Annotated in this window: 15 protein-coding genes; 6 read left to right on the top strand and 9 right to left on the bottom strand. The window is 65.3% G+C overall.

All coding sequences use genetic code 11. The features are described 5' to 3' along the window. Positions 1-92: 92 nt before the first annotated feature. The 3 genes from pimC (at position 93) to ACXJMY_RS23825 (ending at position 3,521) form a co-directional block, all read left to right on the top strand. Positions 93-1,283: a pimeloyl-CoA dehydrogenase large subunit gene (pimC, locus tag ACXJMY_RS23835; RefSeq protein ID WP_456621786.1), complete on the top strand. Its 1,191-nt coding sequence runs from the start codon at positions 93-95 to the stop codon at positions 1,281-1,283. 192 nt (positions 1,284-1,475) lie between these two features. After that, a complete protein-coding gene (gene pimD, locus ACXJMY_RS23830; RefSeq protein WP_456621785.1) occupies positions 1,476-2,618 on the top strand; it encodes a pimeloyl-CoA dehydrogenase small subunit in 1,143 nt (380 codons plus the stop codon). Positions 2,619-2,747: 129 nt separating this feature from the next. After that, entirely contained in the window at positions 2,748-3,521 is a 774-nt protein-coding gene (locus ACXJMY_RS23825; protein WP_456621784.1) for an SDR family NAD(P)-dependent oxidoreductase, read from the top strand. A 15-nt stretch (positions 3,522-3,536) separates the two neighbouring features. On the opposite strand, the gene ACXJMY_RS23820 is transcribed toward ACXJMY_RS23825, so the two are convergent. Both ACXJMY_RS23820 and ACXJMY_RS23815 read right to left on the bottom strand, forming a co-directional pair. Beyond that, a complete protein-coding gene (locus ACXJMY_RS23820; protein ID WP_456621783.1) occupies positions 3,537-4,259 on the bottom strand; it encodes a hypothetical protein in 723 nt (240 codons plus the stop codon). A 173-nt stretch (positions 4,260-4,432) separates the two neighbouring features. Continuing rightward, a complete protein-coding gene (locus tag ACXJMY_RS23815) occupies positions 4,433-5,791 on the bottom strand; it encodes an MBOAT family O-acyltransferase (RefSeq protein ID WP_456621782.1) in 1,359 nt (452 codons plus the stop codon). Positions 5,792-5,984: 193 nt separating this feature from the next. On the opposite strand from ACXJMY_RS23815, the gene glpK reads away from it, so the two are divergent. Together glpK and ACXJMY_RS23805 are read left to right on the top strand one after the other, a co-directional pair. Then, positions 5,985-7,487, top strand: a complete 1,503-nt coding sequence (gene glpK, locus ACXJMY_RS23810; protein ID WP_456621781.1) for a glycerol kinase GlpK — start codon at positions 5,985-5,987, stop codon at positions 7,485-7,487. 235 nt (positions 7,488-7,722) lie between these two features. Next, entirely contained in the window at positions 7,723-8,316 is a 594-nt protein-coding gene (locus ACXJMY_RS23805) for a GNAT family N-acetyltransferase (protein ID WP_456621780.1), read from the top strand. A gap of 100 nt (positions 8,317-8,416) precedes the next feature. Here ACXJMY_RS23805 and ACXJMY_RS23800 read toward each other — a convergent pair whose 3' ends face one another. From ACXJMY_RS23800 to ACXJMY_RS23785, 4 genes are all read right to left on the bottom strand, one after another. Further along, positions 8,417-9,571, bottom strand: coding sequence for a BBP7 family outer membrane beta-barrel protein (locus tag ACXJMY_RS23800; protein WP_456621779.1), 1,155 nt, complete (start codon positions 9,569-9,571; stop codon positions 8,417-8,419). A gap of 199 nt (positions 9,572-9,770) precedes the next feature. Continuing rightward, a complete protein-coding gene (locus ACXJMY_RS23795; RefSeq protein WP_456621778.1) occupies positions 9,771-9,998 on the bottom strand; it encodes a hypothetical protein in 228 nt (75 codons plus the stop codon). A gap of 2 nt (positions 9,999-10,000) precedes the next feature. Next, positions 10,001-10,423, bottom strand: coding sequence for a DUF6636 domain-containing protein (locus tag ACXJMY_RS23790; protein WP_456621777.1), 423 nt, complete (start codon positions 10,421-10,423; stop codon positions 10,001-10,003). 10 nt (positions 10,424-10,433) lie between these two features. Next, positions 10,434-11,381, bottom strand: a complete 948-nt coding sequence (locus tag ACXJMY_RS23785; protein WP_456621776.1) for a threonine/serine dehydratase — start codon at positions 11,379-11,381, stop codon at positions 10,434-10,436. Positions 11,382-11,536: 155 nt separating this feature from the next. Here ACXJMY_RS23785 and ACXJMY_RS23780 point away from each other — a divergent pair, with 155 nt between their 5' ends. Further along, positions 11,537-12,166 (top strand): glutathione S-transferase family protein, encoded by a 630-nt coding sequence (locus ACXJMY_RS23780; RefSeq protein ID WP_456621775.1) that lies wholly within the window; start codon positions 11,537-11,539, stop codon positions 12,164-12,166. A 22-nt stretch (positions 12,167-12,188) separates the two neighbouring features. On the opposite strand, the gene ACXJMY_RS23775 is transcribed toward ACXJMY_RS23780, so the two are convergent. The 3 genes from ACXJMY_RS23775 to metF form a co-directional block, all read right to left on the bottom strand. Then, positions 12,189-13,196 (bottom strand): DUF3592 domain-containing protein, encoded by a 1,008-nt coding sequence (locus ACXJMY_RS23775; RefSeq protein WP_456621774.1) that lies wholly within the window; start codon positions 13,194-13,196, stop codon positions 12,189-12,191. Positions 13,197-13,654: 458 nt separating this feature from the next. Further along, positions 13,655-17,515 (bottom strand): methionine synthase, encoded by a 3,861-nt coding sequence (gene metH, locus ACXJMY_RS23770; RefSeq protein ID WP_456621773.1) that lies wholly within the window; start codon positions 17,513-17,515, stop codon positions 13,655-13,657. 6 nt (positions 17,516-17,521) lie between these two features. Beyond that, a complete protein-coding gene (metF, locus tag ACXJMY_RS23765; RefSeq protein ID WP_456621772.1) occupies positions 17,522-18,463 on the bottom strand; it encodes a methylenetetrahydrofolate reductase [NAD(P)H] in 942 nt (313 codons plus the stop codon). Positions 18,464-18,615: the final 152 nt, after the last annotated feature.

Here is an 18,615-nt window from a genome sequence, read left to right as displayed (position 1 = left end):
GGCACAGGCGATAATGGCCTGTGCAGGACAATGAAGATTTGTGGTTATGGGTCCCGGCCTTCGCCGGGACGACGAGGAAACAGGAGGATCCGATGGATCTCGCATTCACGAAGGAAGAGCAGGCGTTTCGCGAGGAAGTGCGGGCATTCTTCCGCGACAACGTGCCGCCGGATACGCGGCGCAAGCTGGTCGAAGGCCGCCACCTCTCGAAGGACGAGATGGTGACGTGGTGGCGCATCCTCAACAAGAAGGGCTGGGGCGTCAGCCACTGGCCCAAGCAATATGGCGGAACGGGGTGGACCTCCGTGCAGCACTACATCTTCAACGAGGAGCTGCAGTCCTATCCGGCGCCGCAGCCGCTCGCCTTCGGCGTCAGCATGGTCGGCCCGGTGATCTACACCTTCGGCAACGAAGAGCAGAAGAAGCAGTACCTGCCGCGCATCGCCAATGTCGACGACTGGTGGTGCCAGGGCTTCTCCGAGCCCGGCTCCGGCTCGGATCTCGCCTCGCTCAAGACCAAGGCCGAGCGCAAGGGTGACAAGTGGATCATCAACGGCCAGAAGACCTGGACCACGTTGGCCCAGCACGCCGACATGATCTTCTGCCTCTGCCGCACTGACCCGTCTGCGAAGAAACAGATGGGCATCTCCTTCATCGTCTTCAGCATGAAGTCGAAGGGCGTCACGGTGCGCCCGATCCAGACCATCGACGGCGGCGTCGAGGTCAACGAAGTGTTCTTCGACGACGTCGAAGTTCCCTACGAAAACCTGATCGGCGAGGAGAACAAGGGCTGGGATTACGCAAAGTTCCTGCTCGGCAATGAGCGCACCGGCATTGCCCGGGTCGGCGTCTCCAAGGAGCGGCTGCGTCGCATCCGCGACCTCGCCTCCAAGGTCGAATCCGGCGGCAAGCCGATCATCCAGGACGCCGCGTTCCGCGACAAGCTCGCGGCTTGCGAGATCGAGCTGAAGGCGCTCGAGCTGACGCAGCTCCGCGTCGTCGCCGACGAGGGCAAGCACGGCAAGGGCAAGCCCAATCCGGCCTCCTCGGTGCTGAAGATCAAGGGCTCCGAGATCCAGCAGACCACCACCGAGCTCTTGATGGAAGTGATCGGTCCGTTCGCCGCGCCTTACGACGTGCACGGCGACGACGGCTCCAACGAAGCCATGGAGTGGACCGCCCAGATCGCGCCGAGCTACTTCAACAACCGCAAGGTCTCGATCTACGGCGGCTCCAATGAGATCCAGCGCAACATCATCGCCAAGGCGGTGCTGGGGCTGTGATGCTTTCTTCCCCCTCTCCCCGTTCTTACGGGGAGAGGGTTGGGGTGAGGGGCCTCTCTCCGAGCAGGGACTGTCGAGAGAGCGGTACCCCCTCACCCGGATCGCAAGGGCGATCCGACCTCTCCCCGCAGGCGAGGAGAGGTGAAGAGGCACCCCGCGCAACGCAGACATTTGTGACTTGAGGAAACAGAAATGGATTTTGATTTGACCGAGGAGCAGCGGCTTCTCAAGGACAGCATCGACGGCCTCTTGACCGACTCCTACGATTTCGAGAGCCGCAAGAAGTACATGAAGGAGAAGGGCGGCTGGAGCCAGGCGGTCTGGGGCAAGCTCGCCGAGCAGGGCCTGCTCGGTCTGCCGTTCAGCGAGGCCGATGGCGGCTTCGGCGGTGGCGGCGTCGAGACCATGATCGTGATGGAAGCGCTCGGCAAGGCGCTGGTGCTCGAGCCTTATCTCGCCACCGTGGTGATCGGCGGCGGCTTCCTGCGCCATGCCGGCAGCGATGCGCAGAAGGCCGCGCACGTGCCCGGCATCGTCGACGGCAGCAAGACGCTGGCGTTCGCCCAGCTCGAGAAGAACTCGCGCTACGATCTGTTCGACGTCACCACGACGGCGAAGAAGAAGGGCGACGGCTGGATCATCGACGGCGAAAAATTCGTCGTGCTCAACGGCGAGAACGCAGACACGCTTCTCGTCACCGCCCGCACCAAGGGCGACCGCCGCGACAAGACCGGCATCGGCGTGTTCCTGGTGCCGGCGAATGCCAAGGGCATCACCAAGAAGTCGTACCCGACCCAGGACGGCCTGCATGCCGCCGACATCACCTTCACCGGCGTCGAGGTCGGCGCCGATGCCGCGCTCGGCAATCCCGACGACTCGCTCGCGCTGATCGAGCGTGTGGTGGACGAGGCCCGCATCGCGCTCTGCGCCGAGGCGGTCGGCCTGATGGACGAATCGCTGAAGACCACCGTCGAGTACATCAAGACACGCAAGCAATTCGGCGTCGCGATCGGCTCGTTCCAGTCGCTGCAGCACCGCGCCTCCGACATGTTCGTCGCCGCCGAGCAGGCCCGCTCGATGTCGATGTTCGCGACCATGGCCGGTGATTTCGAGGACGCCAAGGAGCGCGCCAACGCGATCGCCGCGGCCAAGGTGCAGATCGGCAAGTCGCTGAAATTCGTCGGCCAGCAGGCGATCCAGCTCCACGGCGGCATCGGCATGACCATGGAGGCCAAGATCGGCCACTACTTCAAGCGCCTCACCATGATCGAGAACAGCTTTGGCGACACCGACTATCACCAGCGCCGCGTGGCCGATGGTGGCGGGTTGATCTAGGTCTCTCCACCGTCATTGCGAGCGAAGCGAAGCAATCCAGACTGTCTCCGCGGCGACATCTCTGGATTGCTTCGTCGCAAGAGCTCCTCGCAATGACGGAGTAAATGGCCTCAACGGAGCCCAACAACAATGAAAAACACCCCGTTCGGTCTCACCGGAAAAGTCGCGGTCGTCACCGGCTCCAGCCGCGGCATCGGCCGCTCCTCGGCTGAACTGCTGGCAAAGTTAGGCGCCAAGGTCGTCATCTCCTCGCGCAAGGCCGAGGCCTGCCAGGAGGTCGCCGACGGCATCATTGCGGCCGGCGGCGATGCCACCGTCATCCCCTGCAACATCGCCCGCAAGGCCGAGGTCGAGGCGCTGATCGCGGGCGCGACGAAGCATTACGGCAAGATCGACATCCTCGTCTGCAACGCCGCGGTGAACCCGTATTACGGCCCGCTGCTCGACATCACCGACGAGGCCTTCGACAAGATCATGGGCAGCAACGTCAAGAGCAACATCTGGCTCTCGGCACTGGCAATCCCGCAGATGGCGGCGCGCGGCAACGGCTCGGTCGTCATCATCTCCTCGATCGGCGGCTTGCGCGGCTCCACCGTGATCGGCGCCTACGGCATTTCCAAAGCCGCCGACTTCGCGCTGTGCCGCTCGCTCGCCGGCGAATGGGGCCCGAAGGGCGTCCGCGTCAACTGCATCGCGCCCGGCCTCGTCAAGACCGATTTCGCCCGCGCCCTGTGGGAAGACGAAGCCCTGCTCAAGCGCCGCACCGCCACCACGCCACTGCGCCGCATCGGCGAACCCGACGAAATCGCCGGCGCCGTCGCCTATCTCGCCTCCGACGCCTCGAGCTTCATGACGGGCCAGACCATCGTCATCGACGGCGGCGTGACCACGGCGGCGGTGTAGTCGTCGTCCGTCCTGCTATGGCCGCCGCGCGTCGCTGCGCTCGGCCAGCGCGCTTTCGATGCTTTGCACGACGATCAGGGCGGATCGCTCGTCGAGATGCACGCCGTCGGCCCAACGCAACTCGCTCCGCGGTGGATTGAGCGGCAGCCACAGCTCCCGATCCGGGAAGGCATCCTGGACGATCGCCTTGCTTGTCCTGACGAGGTGCGTGTCCTCGATCTCCGCCGCGAATGGAACCTCGATCAGGAAGGCGCGGGACCCGCGCCCCTGGATATCGTCGATGAGCTGTCTGATGCGAGCCACATTCGCGCGCGCCGGCAGGGTCGGGTCGCCTTCGTTCATCTGTTCCACGGCGCGGTCGAGATACACCTTGTTGTCGAATGTGCTGGGCGGTTGGCTGAGCAGGCGATCCCGCTCGGCGCGCGCCTGGGCGGGATTCGGCGGGCCGTGATTCCACGTTTCATAGGCTGCAATCGCCGTGCGCACCGGGCGCAGAAGCGGCCCTTCCGCGCCTGCGCCGCGTGTAAATCTCTCGATCAGCGCGTCGTCGGGCGCGCGCGTAAGAACGTTCGTCTCGATGAGAATGATCTTCGGCAAGCTCGGCTGTTTTGCGACGATCTCCAGGCTGGTCACCGGCGAGCCGGCGGCGAGCGCGAGATTGCGGACGCGGGAACGCGAGAGATGTTCCTCCTTGAGGCGCCAGGTGACCGAGCTGCCGACCAGCACGATATCGGGCACGGGCTCTCTCACATAGCGATTGAGGGTGAGGAGGCTGCCGTCACGGGTCGTGACGGTCGGCTGCTGGAGTGCGGAGCCGAACCGCGACGTCGTGAGGCCGCAGGCCAGCAGCAGCGCCGCAGCGGTGCCCGCGCATTTCACCAGCCATGTAAGTCCCGAAATCTGTCGCATCGTCAGAACTGGAAATAGATGAAGGCGGCGTCGGGGCCGGCCTCGAGACAGGCCAGGGCCGCGAGCGCGCCATAGAGATACGGCTCCCATCGTCGCAATTTGCTGTCGACGAGCACACTGATGCCGACATGCTGGATGATGACGGGCAGGGCGTAGAGCAGAGCCAGATTGTAGAACAGCTTGGTCGGATTGGGATTGTCGGTCGCCTTGAACATCCCTGCGAGGTAGCCGAGCGCGTGATCGACGTTCGGCAGCTTGAAGAAGATCCAGAGCATCGTCACGCAGAAAAAGACGACGCCCATGCGGGCGACCCGCACGACGGGGCCGGCCTCGCCCAGCACCTTCAGAAAGGGCCGTTCGATGACGAGCATGAGGCCGTGCAGCATGCCCCACAACGCGTAGCTCAGGCTCGCGCCGTGCCAGAGCCCTCCGAGCGTCATCACGATCATCAGGTTGAGGCAGGTTCTGGCCGGTCCCTTCCGGTTGCCGCCGAGCGGGATGTAGAGATAGGTCCTGAGCCAATTGGACAATGAAATGTGCCAGCGCGTCCAGAACTCGGAGAACGATACCGAGATGTAGGGCAGGTCGAAGTTGACAGGCAGGCGATATCCGAACAGCAGCCCGAGGCCGAGCGCGATCGCCGAATAGCCGAAGAAGTCGGCATAGATCTGGTAGCTGTACAGGAACACGAGCAGCCAGCGGTCCTGCGTACGCACCGTCTCGTAGAGCGGATAGTCCATGTAGGACGTCATCTCGTTGAGATTGTTCGCGACGTAGAGCTTGAAGAAGAAGCCGGCCAGGACCCATTTGGCCGCGTCCACGAAGTCGACATCGGTGAGCCGCTTGGGCGCGATCTGCGGCATGAACTGGGACGCGCGCGTGATCGGCCCCGAAACCAGCTGCGGAAAGAAGATGATGTAGAGGAAGACGTCGCGCAACGGCGGCGGCCGCTTCTCGCGCGTGAGGTCGACCAGAAGGCTGATGTTGTGAAACGCGAAGAACGAGATGCCGATCGGCAGCGGCAGCCGCAGCAGGAAATCGAGCGGCGCCACGCCGGTCGGATGGGCCGAGGCGGCGTCGACGAACAGGAATTTGTATTTGAAGAACGCCAGCAGCGCGAGATTGAAGACGATGCCGGCCGGCATCCACATTGCGCGGTTGTCGAACGCCAGCACCAGGCAGACATAGGTTCCGAGCACGGCGAGGAACAGCAGCGGCAGCAGCTCCGGCTGGCCGGAGCCATAGAAGATCAGGCTCGCGACCACGAGCAGCTGGACCTGGAAGTGGCGCAAGGGCGGCAGGTAATAGGCGCCGAACACGGCCGCGACGAATACGCCAAACTGAAAAGAGGTGAAAGTCATGCCGCCCCGTCCGCCTGTTCGGCATGTACCATTTTCGCTCCCGCTGGCCTAGTCTTTGGGCGGGAATTGGATGCACTGCCACCCGCCTCGATCAGGGCGGCGGCCTTGACCTTCCCGCCCTAATCCGCTCCCTTTGGCGCGACACAATGATCCCCCTCGGGGAAAACGCCAAGAAAACGCCAAGGTAGCTTCCATGTCTTTCGTCCTCGCCATCGACCAGGGCACCACCTCCTCGCGCGCCATCGTGTTTCGCAGCGACATCTCGATCGCCGCCCGCGCGCAGCAGGAATTCCCGCAGCATTTTCCGGCTTCGGGCTGGGTCGAGCACGAGCCCGAGGACATCTGGACCTCGACCGTGATGGTGTGCCGCGACGCGATCGAGCGGGCCGGCATCACCGCAAAGGACATCGCCGCGATCGGCATCACCAACCAGCGCGAGACCACCGTGGTGTGGGACCGCGCCACCGGGCAGGCCGTGCACCGCGCCATCGTCTGGCAGGACCGCCGCACCGCCGACATCTGCGCCAAGCTGAAAGCCGACGGCCGCGAGCCCGTGATCTCGCAAAAGACCGGCCTGATCATCGATCCCTATTTCTCCGGCACCAAGGTCGCCTGGATCCTCGACCACGTCCCCGGCGCGCGGGCGCGTGCCGCGCGCGGCGAGCTGATGTTCGGCACCGTCGATTGCTATCTGCTGTGGCGCCTCACCGGCGGCAAGGTGCACGCCACCGACGCCACCAACGCCTCGCGCACGCTGCTGTTCAACATCCACACCGGCCAGTGGGACGACGAGCTGCTGGAGATCATCGGCGTGCCGCGCTCGATGCTCCCGGAGGTCAAGGATTCCTCCGCCCGTTTCGGCGAGAGCACCCCTGATCTGTTCGGCGGCACTATTGCGATATCAGGCATCGCCGGCGACCAGCAGGCCGCGACCATCGGCCAGGCCTGCTTCCGCCCGGGCATGATGAAGTCGACCTACGGCACCGGCTGCTTCGCGCTGCTCAACACCGGCACGACGCCGGTGGTCTCGAAGAACAAGCTGCTCACCACCATCGCCTATCAGCTCGGGGGAAAGCGCACCTACGCGCTCGAAGGCTCGATCTTCGTCGCAGGCTCAGCGGTGCAGTGGCTGCGCGACGGGCTGGGCATCATCAAGCACGCCGCCGAGACCGGACCTCTTGCCGACCAGTCCGACTCCATGCAGAGCGTCTATCTCGTCCCGGCCTTCGTCGGCATGGGCGCGCCCTACTGGAATCCGCGCGTGCGCGGCGCGCTGTTCGGCCTCACCCGCAACACCGGACCTGCCGAGCTCGCCCACGCCGCGCTGGAAAGCGTCTGCTACCAGACCTTCGATCTGTGGGCCGCGATGCGCGCCGACTGGCCGAGCTCGGAGGTGGCCAGCGTCGTGCTGCGCGTCGACGGCGGCATGACCGCGTCGGACTGGACCATGCAGCGCCTCGCCGATCTGCTCGACGCGCCGGTCGACCGCCCCGTGATCCAGGAGACCACCGCGCTGGGCGCCGCCTATCTCGCCGGCCTTGCGGCCGGCGTCTATCCCGAGCCGACAAAGTTCGCCGACAACTGGCGGCTCGAGCATCGCTTCAAGCCGAACATGAGCCAGGCGACGCGGGAGCGGAAGCTCGCGGGCTGGGCGCGGGCGGTGAAGGGCGTGCTGGCGAGTGACGAAGGGGAATAGCGGACGCGAACGACGCGCTCGCTGACGCCCAGATGAGCGAGGCGGAGAAGGTACGCTGCCCCAAACCCCACTGTCGTCCCGGCGAAGGCCGGGACCCATACTCCGCAGCAGATGTCACGAACGGGACTCGTCGTTCCAGCGTCGCCAAGCAATCTACCTTCGTGGTCATGGGTCCCGGCCTTCGCCGGGACGACATAGAATATATGGCTCGCGCTCGGCTCCACAGGAAACCGCCATGATCCTCCCCAACGGCTATTCCGACGTCCCCGCCGGCAAGATCGCCGCCGTCGTCACCCATCTGGAGATGACCGCGCCTCCCGCGCGCCGCGACGATCCGCTTGGCGCGTGGGCCCTGCGCAAGGTCGATGCGCCCGCGCCCGACTGGTATCGCGACCTCCATCGCCGCGTCGGCGAGGAATGGCTGTGGTTTTCGCGGGCGCGGATGAACGACACGGAGCTCGCCGCGATCATCCACGCAGCGGGTGTCGAGGTCTATGCACTGGCCGTGGACGGCCGCGATGAAGGCCTGCTCGAGCTGGATTTCCGCGAGGCCGGCCAATGCGAGCTGGTCTATTTCGGCGTCACCGCAAGCTTGATCGGAACTGGCGCCGCGCGCTTCCTGATGAACCGCGCGCTGGAGCTCGCGTGGTCGCGCGAGCTGCGCCGCGTCTGGGTGCACACCTGTACCTTCGATCACCCGTCGGCAGTTGCGTTCTATCAGCGCTCCGGCTTCCGCCCGTTCCGCCGCCAGATCGAGATCGCCGACGATCCGCGTCTCGACGGCACGGTGCCGCGGACGGCGGCGAGGCATGTGCCGATTGTCGCGTGATGCTCGCCCGTAGCCCGGATGGAGCGCAGCGCAATCCGGGACTTTCTCGCCCGCTGACAGAATCCCGGATTACGCTGCGCTCCATCCGGGCTACACGTCGTCAATAATTATACCGCACGCCGAAGCTGAACCCCTGCGCCAGCAGGTTCGTCGTGTTGAACACCGGCGCGGGCCGGTTCGGCCCGCCGCCGGCCGCCGGCGGAACCAGGTTCGGATTGACGGTGGTGTCGACCAGCCCGCCGGCGCGCTGCACGCCGGTCCAGTACATCACGTCGTAGCCGGCGATCAGCCGCCATCCCGGCGCAACCTGGTAGCCCGCCTTCAACGACAGCTCCGGCACCACCGCGAAGCGGGTCTGGTTGTAATGGCCGATATTGCTGGACAGCGCGAGGAAGCCGCCGGGGGCCGTCGTGGTGACGCCGGCCACGGTCGAAATCGTCGAGCCCGAAATGTCGGCGCTGTTGAGATTGGCGCCGAGCGCGACCTTGCCGCGCCACTCCAGCGACCACGGGCCATTGCGCCAGTCGCCGGTGAGGCCGAGATCGAGGCCGTGGAAATTGCTCGCCGCCTTGAAATTGTCGGTGGGACTGAAGGTACCAAAGGCAGGAATTGTCGCGGTGTCCGAGATCGTCAGCGTGTCGGACGACCGCAGATAGCGATAGCCAATCAGCGCGCTGACGCGCTGTCCGCTCCACGCGCCGAGATCCCAGCGATAGAGCGCGCCGGCGCCGAGCAGGCGCGAGGTTTCGCTTGCATTGACGCTGCCGGTGGCGAGCCCCGGAAATCCGGCGAATAATGCGTCGGGAAGTCCCGTCAGCGCGTTGGTGAAGGGCCGTGCCAGGATCGGATTGGCGTTGGTATCGGTCGCAAATCCGGTCGAGAGGTTCTCCAGCCCGAAGAACGACGCCTCGACGCCGCTTCTGCGCTGCGGATCGAACCAGTAGCCGGCGGTGATCCGGCCGCCAGAGCGCCAGTCGTTGTTGACGCTGGAATTGCCGAACAGCACGGTCGTCGCAGGCTGGCCGAGCACACCGGCCAGGCCCAGCGGCGTGCCGACCGGGCTCGTCGTCACCAGCGCCGGCAGCTTGTCGCCCGTCACGCTCCAGGCGAGATAATCGGCCTCGGCCCAGAACGGATTGAAGTCGGCAGGTTTTGGCGGTGCCTTCACCGGCAGATCGGCGGCAAGTGCGCCGCCGTTCAGCGAGATCGTCGCAAGCGCCGCGCCGACCGCTGCCGCCCCCAACCGCCGATTCATCTGCCGTCCCCAAGCTTCCACGGAATGAACCATGCGACACTTTGTTCGGCAAGGTGGAGTTGAGGCGGGCGGTGCGCGAATACGTCCGGCTGTTGCCGTTGGGCACCGCTCGTCCGCCACGGCGCGGCAGCCTTGTAGCCCGCATGAGCGAAGCGATATGCGGGGCCGTCTGTCCCGCATGTCGCTACGCTCATGCGGGCTACGCCTGGTTCACCGTGGCTCCCTTCACCTCTTCGCTGAAATTGGGCGGATCGTGGGAATCGATCAGCTCCCGGATGACGCGGGCGTAGGCAACCTTGTCCGCGCTGAAGGAGTAGGCGCCAAGGATACTGAGCGAGGGAGGTTTGTCGGCAGTCACGTCGTTCTGGCCCAATGCGGTGCCCATCGTGATCGACACCATGCAAATGATCAAGAGCGCGCGGAGCATGCTCAAAACACCTTCTGCTCCGCCCGCGCCAGCGAAAACCCGTGCTGCATGGCGTTGAAGCACGTCAGCCCGGTCTGCTCCGACCGGCACGTAAATCCCGCGCGCTGCCACACCTCGCCATAGGCGAGCACCGGCAGCGAGGCATCCATCACGGTGTCGCCGGCGCAGATGCGCCCCGCGGCTCCCTTCGCGCTCATCTCGAAGGCGTGGCCGTAGTCGAGCTCGCAATCCGCCGGCCGGCGCGGGCGCGTCTCCAGGTTCATGATGTCGCAGCGGAGCACGCCCTGGCCGTTATCGGCATAGAACTGGCAGACGATGTTCTTCGACGGCGTCAGGAAGCCGATCGGGCGGTCCTGCGCGCGAACATCGTTGCTGGGAAGCGCAAGCAGGATCAGCGTCAGGATGAGTCCGCGATACCCGATCATGCGATGCTCGCTAGCTGTCGAAATTCACCGCCGTGGTGTTGGCGCCGCAAACCAGCACCGCGACCCGCTCGCCGGACGATGGACGATAGCGGCCGGAGAGCAAGGCGGCAAAGGCGGCCGCGCCGCCGGGCTCGGCCACCAGGCGCAGGCTCGACCACAACGCCGCCTGCGCCTGCCGGATGGCATCATCGTCGACCAGGACGACCCGCTCGACATGGGTCCGCGCGATCGGAAACATCAATTCGCCGACGCGTCGCGGCGCGAGGCTGTCGGCGGCGATGCCGCCCGCGGGCGCATCGACCGGCGCGCCCGCCGCGAAGGCGGCGTGCAAGGTCGGCGATTGCTCCGGCTCGACTGCCACGATGCGCGTCCTGCCGGCGCTCCACGCCGCGATGCCGCCGATCAGTCCGCCGCCGCCGACCGCCACCAGCAGCGTGTCGATGCCGGGGGCGTCCTGCTCCAGCTCCAGGGCGACGCTGCCCTGGCCGAGCAAGGTCTCGACCTGGTCGTAGGCATGGACTGCAAGCGCGCCGGTCTGCGCGACATGGGCTTCGCTCGCCGCGAGCGCATCTGCGTAGCGGCTGCCCGCAATCACGAGTTTCGCGCCATAGCCCCTGATCCGCTCGGCCTTGGCCGGCGAGGTGATGTCAGGCACGAAGATCGTGGCCGGGATGCCGAGCCGCTGCGCGGCATAAGCCACCGCCGCGCCGTGATTGCCGCCGGATGCGGCGACGACACCAGCCTCCGGCACCCGCCGCAGCAGCAGGTTGGCAAAGGCGCCGCGCGCCTTGAACGATCCTGAATGCTGCAGCATCTCGAGCTTGAACGTGACCGGCGAAGCCGGCAGGCCGAAATCGGCAAGATTAGCCTCGAGCAGCGGCGTGCGCCGGATGTGGGGGCGGATCACCGCCTCGGTCGCCGCAATCTGCTCGCGCGTGATGTCTATTGTCGCTGTCATGATAGCCGCCTTGATAGCGCATCCGGGAGACGCTGTCCCGGCGTCGTTGCGTCCGGCGCAATGCTCCATTTCCAAGATCCTCCTTGCGTCGCGCCGATCTTGCCGTGGAAACTGATCGGCCCTGCCGTGTCCAACGCCAGAGATGAGCGGTTACCATGTTCCTGATCGGCCAATACGATTCCCCCTTCGTCCGCCGTGTCGCGATCGCGCTCCGGCTCTACGGGCTCGCCTTCGAGCACAGGCCGTGGTCGACCTTCGGCGATGCCGACAAGATCGCGCCCTATAATCCGCTGCGCCGCGTGCCGACGCTGGTGCTCGACGACGGCGAGGCTTTGATCGAGAGCACGATCATCCTGGATTATCTCGACGAGCTCGTGGGTGCGGAGCAGGCGATGCTGCCGCGCAGCGGCGCCGAGCGGCGGCGTCACTTGCGCATCTGCGCGCTCGCCTCAGGCCTCGGCGACAAGGCGGTCAGCCTGCTCTACGAGCGCGTGCTGCGGAAGGAGCAGCTTGCGCTGTGGGTCGAGCGCTGCGAGGCGCAGATCGGCGACGTCCTGAGGGTGCTTGAGGCTGAGCGTGCCAAGGTGACGACGCCATACTGGCTGGGCGATCGTATCGGTCACGCCGACATCGCGGTGGCCTGCGTCGTCCGCTTCACCCGCGAGGCGCATCCGCAATTGTTCGATGTGGCGCGCTATCCGGCGCTGTCGGCCCACGCCGGGCGCTGCGAGGCGCTGGCGCCGTTCAGGGAGATCGCGCAACCGCTGGCACCGCCGAAGGGGTGAGCCATCAAGCGCCGCTACACTGCTACGCAAACCCGATCTTGAGCAGGATCGTCAGAAAGATGCCGCCGACGATCGCACAGACCGCGGCGCCGATCAGCGGACCCAGCGCGCCTTCCCGGCTCGCAGGCTCCAGCACGGCTTGTCCCGGCTGGTCCGGATCGTAATAAACTTTGACATTCTGCCCGGGGTGATGCTGCGCCGCGGCCTTTTCCGCGACCTCGCGCAGCCCGGAGATCATGGTGCCGCCCCAACTGACTTCGGTGCCGATGAAGTCGCGCTTGCCGACCCTGTAGGCGTAGCGCAGGTCGACCTGATAGCGATGCCGGAGCTTGGTGGTCGTCGGCTTGTCGTCGTTATCGCTCCTCTCCTCGATGATCTCCTCGATCACATCGCAATGGGTAATCCTGCCCGCCGCGGTCGGCCAGCGCAGGCTGGCGCTCGCAAGCCGGCGCGTCCTGACATACTCGGCGACGCAGAACACGCCGCCGATGAGCACGATGATCGGCAGCGCGAACGCGAACAGCGGAACGTTATGATCGGCGTAGAGCACGCGACCCGCGAGCGAATGCGCGGTCAAGGTGGCGGCAATGAAGCCGAACACGATCGTGAACGCCACGAGGGCCGCGACGTTCTGCGCAGCGGCCGGCTCCAGCAGCGCCTCGGTCGGGTGCTTCGGATCGACATGGACGTCGACATGGGCGCCGACCGGATATCGTCCGGCCAGTTTTTCGGCGAGCACCCCCGTCGTCATGACGATGCCGCCGACAAAGACCTTGTCGCCTTCCAGCTCCTGGCCGCCGACATGATAGCGATAGCGGATGATGGGCCTGGCATCGTTCCGATCGTCCGAGGCGTGCGTCGCCGGCCGATCGACCCTGGAGACCGTGATGATGCCCTCGACCTTGTCCCAGCTCCGCGCGGCCTGCATCCGGCCCCACATGCGGACCAGATTGAACAGCATCAATCCAAACAGCAGCACCGAGATGCCGGCGGCAATCTGCGTCCACATCAATTGATGGGCATTCAGCATCTGATTTTCCCTGCTCCCCGACGGCGGACCCGCCATTGGTCGCGGCGAGCGCGCGTTGCGTTCACGGCGCCGCGGCAGCACATGCGAAGCCGTGCGAAGGGCTGAGGCCTCTTACCCTCCCCTCCAGGGGAGGATGGGCACCGCGCGTGGGCCGAAGAGGTGAGAGAGCACTCGCATCCGCCGGAGTGCAAAACTGACGCAGCAGGGGATGATGGAATATTACAGGTGTTTTGCCCGACGGAGTAACCGCCGCACCACACATGAAATTCCTCAAGCCTTTCAACCCCATCTCTACTGTGCATGGGGTTGTTTTTCAGTTTTTGTCGTCCCGGCGAAGGCCGGGACCCATAACCACAGGGAGCAGTTTGACGGAGGCTCGTCGTCCGGTACGGCGATCGATCTCCACGGAGAGACCTCGCGGTATGGGTCCTGGCTTTCGCCAGGACGACACCGAGAGCCTACCCCGCTCCCGCGCGCTTCTTCTGCCAGACGAGATGCACCGCGCAGGTGCAGCCGGGCGGATGCGAGGCGAGGTCCTTGGACGTCTCGTCATTCGCGGGCGTCGCCGCGAAGGCCTTGTCGGCCGCAGCCGCCTGCGCCGGGATGTAGTTCAGCACCGGCGCGAGCCAGCGCTCGGTTTCCGCGATCGTCATGCCCTTGCGCACGGCATAGTCCTCGACCTGGTCGCGCTCGATCTTGCCGACGCCGAAATAATAGCTCGCGGGGTTCGCGAAATAGAGCCCGGACACGCTGGAGCCCGGCCACATCGCAAAGCTCTCGGTCAGCGTCACGCCGGACGTGGCTTCCGCGTCGAGCAGCTCGAACAGCGTCGCCTTCTCGGTGTGATCGGGCTGCGCGGGATAGCCGGGCGCGGGGCGGATGCCCTGGTACTTCTCTAGGATCAGATCGTCGGGGGAGAGGGTTTCGTCCGGCGCATAGGCCCAGAACTCGCGGCGCACGCGGGCATGCATGCGCTCGGCGAAGGCCTCGGCGAGGCGGTCGGCCAGCGCCTTGCACAGGATCGAGGAATAGTCGTCATTCGCCATCTTGAAGCGGTCGGCAACCACATCCTCGCCGATGCCGGCCGTGACGACGAAGCCGCCGACATAGTCGGGCACGCCGGTGCCTTCAGGCGCGATGAAGTCGGCGAGCGCGGCGTTGAAACGGCCCTCGCGCTTCTCGAGCTGCTGGCGCAGCGTGTGCAGCGTCGCAATCGTCTTGGTCCGGCTCTCGTCGGCATAGAGCACGATGTCGTCGCCCTGCGCATTCGCCGGCCAGAAGCCGACCGTCGCGCGCGCCCGGAACCATTTCTCCTTGACGATCAGGTCGAGCATTTTTCGCGCGTCATCGTAGAGCGAGCGCGCGACCTCGCCGACCTTGGAATCGTCTAGGATGGCCGGAAAACGTCCAGCGAGCTCCCAGGTCTGGAAGAACGGCGTCCAGTCGATATAGGGCACCAACTCGGCCAGATCGTAATCACCAAAACTCTTGATGCCGAGGAAGGTCGGCTTCACCGGCCTGGTCGCCGCAAAATCGACCGGCACGCGGTTGGCGCGGGCGGCACTCAGCTTCAGCCGCTTCTTGTCGGCCTGCGCGCGGAAATGCGCATCCGAGATCTTTGCGTATTCGGCGCGCACGTCGGCAGCATAGGCCTCGCGCTTCTCAGGGCTCAGCAACGAGGAGGCGACGCCGACGGCGCGGCTGGCATCATTGACATGCACCACGGGACCTGCGCGATAGCTCGGGTCGATCTTGACGGCGGTATGCACGCGGCTCGTTGTGGCGCCGCCGATCAGCAGCGGCAGCTTGAGGCCTTCGCGCTGCAATTCGCCGGCGAAGAACGCCATCTCGTCGAGCGACGGCGTGATCAGGCCGGAGAGACCAACGATGTCGGCCTTCTCGGCTTTCACGGTCTCGACGATCTTGGCCGCCGGCACCATCACGCCGAGGTCGATGACCTCGAAATTGTTACACTGGAGCACGATGCCGACGATGTTCTTGCCGATGTCGTGGACGTCGCCCTTGACGGTGGCGAGGACGATCTTGCCGGCGGACGAGGAGCCCTCGGTGCCGATGCCGTTGGCGAGATTGCGCGCCTTTTCCTCTTCCATGAACGGCATCAGCCAGGCCACCGCCTGCTTCATCACGCGCGCGGATTTCACCACCTGCGGCAAGAACATCTTGCCGTCGCCGAAGAGATCGCCGACCACGTTCATGCCGGCCATCAGCGGCCCCTCGATCACGTCGAGCGGGCGCTTCGACGCCTTGCGGGCTTCCTCGGTGTCGGTTTCGATGAACTCGGTAATTCCGTGCACAAGCGAGTGCGACAGCCGCTTCTCCACCGGCCATTCGCGCCAGGCGAGATCGGCCTCCTTGGTCTGGGTCTTGTTGCCGCGGAATTTTTCCGCGAGTGCCAGCAGCCGTTCGGACGCGCCGGGATCGCGGTTGAGGACGACGTCCTCGCAGACCTGACGCAATTCAGGGTCGATGTCGTCATAGACGATCATCTGACCGGCATTGACGATGCCCATGTCCATGCCAGCCTTGATGGCGTGATACAGGAACACCGAGTGCATCGCCTCGCGCACCGGCTCGTTGCCGCGGAACGAGAACGACAGGTTGGACACACCACCGGAAATGTGCGCGCCCGGCAGGTTCTTGCGGATCCAGCGCGTCGCCTCGATGAAGTCGACGCCGTAATTGTTGTGCTCCTCGATGCCGGTCGCGATCGCAAAGATATTCGGATCGAAGATGATGTCTTCCGGCGGGAAGCCGACGCGGTTCACCAGGATGTCGTAGGCGCGCTTGCAGATCTCGGTCTTGCGCGCGAACGTATCGGCCTGGCCGACCTCGTCGAACGCCATCACCACGACCGCCGCGCCGTGGCGCCGCGCGATCTGCGCCTCAAAGATGAATTTCTCCTCGCCTTCCTTCATCGAGATCGAATTCACGACCGGCTTGCCCTGCACGCATTTCAGGCCGGCCTCGATCACCGAGAATTTCGAGGAATCGACCATCACCGGGACGCGGGCGATGTCGGGTTCGGCGGCGACGAGGTTGAGGAAGGTCCGCATCGCGGCTTCCGAGTCCAGCAGACCCTCGTCCATGTTGACGTCGATGATCTGCGCGCCGTTCTCGACCTGGTCGCGGGCGACCTGAAGCGCGGCGGTGTAGTCGCCGGCGGTGATCAGCTTGCGGAAGCGGGCAGAACCCGTGACGTTGGTGCGCTCGCCGACGTTCACGAAGGGGATCGCGTCCGTCAGGATGAAGGGCTCGAGACCGGAGAGCCTCAAGCGAGGCGCGATCTCCGGCACGATGCGCGGCTTGTGCGGGGCCACGGCCGCGGCGATCGCGGCGATATGGTCCGGCGTGGTGCCGCAGCAGCCGCCGACGATGTTGACGAGGCCGTCGCGCGCGAACTCGCCGATCAGGCGGGCCATGTACTCCGGTGTCTCGTCATACTGGCCGAATTCGTTGGGCAGGCCGGCATTGGGATAGGCGCAGACCAGCGTGTCGGCGACGCGGCCGATATCGGCGATGTGCGCACGCAGATCCTCGGCGCCGAGCGCGCAGTTGAAGCCGATGGTGACGGGCTTTGCGTGCCGCACCGAATGCCAGAACGCTTCCGGCATCTGTCCGGAGAGAAGACGGCCGGATTTGTCGGTGATGGTGCCGGACACCATCACGGGCACGTCGATGCCGCGCTGTTCCGTGATCTCGGCGATCGCATAAAGCGCCGCCTTGGCGTTGAGCGTGTCGAAGATGGTCTCGACCAGCAGCAGGTCGACGCCGCCGTCGATCAGGCCGTTGATCTGCTCGCCATAGGATTTGCGGAGATCGTCGAAGGTGACCGCGCGGTAGCCGGGATTGGCCACGTCGGGCGAGATCGAGGCGGTGCGGTTGGTGGGGCCGAGGGCGCCGGCGACGAAGCGCGGCTTGCCGTCCTCGGCCTCGACGCGCCGGGCCGCATTGCCGGCGAGGCGGGCGCCTTCGCGCGCCATCTCGTAGACGATGTCGGCGAGGTCATAATCGGCCTGCGCGATCGAGGTCGTGGAGAAGGTGTTGGTGGCGACGATGTCGGCGCCGGCGCGCAAATAGGCGGCGTGGATGTCCTCGATCGCCTGCGGCTGGGTCAGGATCAACAGATCGTTGTTGCCGCGCAGGTCACGGTGGAAATCCCTGAAGCGCTCGCCGCGGAAGGCGGCCTCGTCGAACTGGAGGTTCTGGATCATCGTGCCCATGGCGCCGTCGAGCACGAGGATGCGGTCGCGGGCGGCGTCGAGCAGGGCAGTTCGCTTGGGAGAGGTGGGTACGGTCATCTGATCCTAGGCCGCCTTCTGCGCGCTCTTGGCGCGAATGCCGAGCAAATGGCTGATCGCGAACACGAGATCGGCGCGGTTCATGGTGTAGAAATGGAAGGTGTCGACGCCGCGCTTCGCGAGCTTCTGCACCTGGCCGGCGGCAACGGTGGCCGCCACCAGCTTGCGGGTCTCGGCGTCGTCATCGAGGCCCTCGAATTTTTCGGCAAGCCAGTCCGGCACGCTGGTGCCGGCGCGGGTGACGAAGGCTCTCGCCTGCTTGAAATTGTGCATGGGCATGATGCCCGGCACGATCGGAATGTTGATGCCGCGGGCGCGGACGCGATCAAGATAGCGGAAGTAGAGGTCGTTGTCGAAGAACACCTGGGTGATCGCGCGGGTCGCGCCGGCATCGACTTTTGCTTGCAGCGTGTCGATATCGTCGTCGAAGTCGCGGGCTTCAGGATGCTTCTCCGGATAGGCCGAGACCGACACCTCGATATCGGCATGCCGCTTCTTGATGCCCGCGACGAGGTCGGCAGAACTCTGGTAGCCGTCGGGATGGCTGGAGTAGGGCGTGCCGATGCCGCCAACGGGATCACCGCGCAAGGCCACGATGTGGCGGACGCCGACCTCGTGATAGCGGTCGACGATCTCGTCGATCTCGCCGCGCGAGGCACCGACGCAGGTCAGATGCGCGGCCGGCAGGAGCGCGGTCTCCTTCAGGATCCGCGAGATGGTCGAATGGGTGCGCTCGCGGGTCGAGCCGCCGGCGCCATAGGTCACCGAGACGAATTTCGGCTCGAGCGGCGCGAGGCGGTTGATGGTGTCCCAGAGATTCCGCTCCATCTCTTCGGTCTTGGGCGGAAAGAACTCGAAGGAGATCGCAGGACGCTTCGAGGAGAGCTGTCCATTTTGGAGGCGCGCGTCTTGCCCGTCGGCTGTCGCAGGCGTCGTCAACTCGGTCATGGCACCACTCACTCCAGATTCTTGCCAGACTTCGGCGTTCGGCAGTCAGGTCCAGCCTGAGACGGCCTAAGATAAGCCAAAGGCGGTCGCCCCGACAGCCCATCGATTATGGGAAATTGCCCACTATTGTATAATATCGTCGAGAAATTGTG

Source organism: Bradyrhizobium sp. P5_C12, from assembly GCF_054049735.1.
Note: the sequence above shows the minus strand (reverse complement) of the source record. Positions and strands in the feature narration are given on the sequence as shown.